Below are 1,752 nucleotides of genomic sequence, written 5' to 3'. Positions count from 1 at the left end.
AGTCGCTCGGGCCATCTGCCATGGACAGCGTGGCGAGATCCGGAAACGGTACCGGGAAGGGCAGGAAGATCAACTTGGCGCGTTGGGTCTGGTGACAAACGCGCTGGTGTTGTGGAACACGATTTATATGCAAGCCGCCCTGGATCACTTGAGACAACAGGGTGAGGACGTAAAGGAAGAGAACGAGGCTAGATTGTCACCACTGAGCTACAAGCATGTAAACATGCTGGATCACTACTCATTTACCCTTGCAGAACAAGTGCTTAATGGTCAACTCAGACCATTGAAGCGTAAGCGTCCAGCGAAGGCCGTATTGACAGGGGCGACAGGTTATTCAGCAGGTAGAGCAACACGCCAAGGCAGCAGTTCACTGACCCGGTTCACCGGCCAGTCTGCGATCACATTCAGTACATGCCGCAGGTAATGCTCCGGATCTACCCCGTTCAACCGGCAGGTGCCGAGCAAGCTGTACAACAAAGCTCCCCGTTCACCACCATGATCAGAGCCAAAAAACAGGAAGTTCTTTCGCCCCAAGCTCACCAGCCGTAGCGCATTCTCCGCTATGTTGTTGTCCACTTCTATCCAGCCGTTTTCGGTGTAGTACGTCAGTGCTGACCACTGATTCAAGGCATAGGCGAAGGCCTTAGCCAACTCGGAGTGACGCGAGAGCGACTGCATCCTATCCCGTAACCAGATCTCCAGCTCTTCCAGTAAGGGCTTTGCCCGCCGTTCTCGTTCTGCCAGCCGGTGTTCTGCTGACATGCCGCGCAGTTCTGCTTCAAGGCTGTAAAGCTGACCAATTCGTTTGAGGGCTTCGTGTGTGTTGTCCGATGGCGTTCGGATATGCACATCATGGATCTTTCGCCTGGCATGAGCCCAGCAAGCGGCCTCCTTTATCGTGCCGGCAGCTCGGTCTTCACGATATAGCTCATTAAATCCGGCATATGCGTCTGCCTGTAGGACGCCGCTGAAATCGGCAAGATGGCTTTGCGGATGGACTCCCTTTCTATCAGGAGAGTAGGCGAACCAGACGGCTGGCGGCAGTGCGGAGCCTGCGTTGCGATCATCGCGTACATACGTCCACAGACGTCCTGTTTTTGTCTTTTTATTGCCAGGGAGCAGTACCGGTACCGGGGTATCGTCTGCGTGTAGTTTGCCATCGGTCAGCACATATTGCCGCAGCGCTTCCTCAAGCGGTGACAGTAATCGGCAACACGCATCTACCCAGCCAGAGAGCACAGAGCGGCTCAGCTCCACGCCCTGACGGGCATAGATTTCCGACTGGCGATACAGCGGGGTGTGCTCTGCATATTTGGATGTGAGTACCCGAGCCAGTAAGCCAGGCCCGGCGATCCCCCGCTCGATAGGGCGTGATGGCGCTGGTGCTTGTGTGATGAAATCGCACTGCCCGCAGGTGTGTTTCTCCCGAACCGTGCGGATGACCCGGAAGGCACTGCGTATCAGCTCTAACTGCTCAGCAGTCTCTTCTCCAAGGTATGCCAGCGCTCCACCACATTCCGGGCAGACTGCCTCTGTTGGACACAGGCGATGCTCATCGCGGGGAAGTGCTTGCGGGAAGGGTTTGCGAGTGCGGGTCTGGCGAAGTGGCCGCGGTACCGCTGGATCATCGACCCGGCCGGTGATGGCGTCACTTTCCTGCTGAAGTATCTTCAGTTGCGCTTCTGTCTGAGCGATACGACGAGCGAGTTTCTCGGACTGGCTGCCAAAATACATACGCCGCAGCTTGTCGAG

The 1,752-nt window shown here is 56.3% G+C and carries 1 protein-coding gene and 1 pseudogene; one reads left to right on the top strand and one right to left on the bottom strand.

Annotated features, from left to right (window positions below; all coding sequences use genetic code 11):
* Positions 1 to 286: pseudogene (locus ACRC1E_RS08870) on the top strand (Tn3 family transposase); the annotation flags it as partial.
* A gap of 44 nt (positions 287 to 330) precedes the next feature.
* Here ACRC1E_RS08870 and tnpC read toward each other — a convergent pair.
* The coding region (tnpC, locus tag ACRC1E_RS08865; protein WP_438514738.1) for an IS66 family transposase at positions 331 to 1,752 on the bottom strand (1,422 nt) is incomplete at its 5' end.

The sequence above is a fragment of the Craterilacuibacter sp. genome (assembly GCF_051659485.1).
Classification (GTDB): domain Bacteria; phylum Pseudomonadota; class Gammaproteobacteria; order Burkholderiales; family Chromobacteriaceae; genus Craterilacuibacter.
The sequence above is the reverse complement of the archived record's forward strand: the minus strand, read 5'-3'. Positions and strand labels throughout refer to the sequence as shown.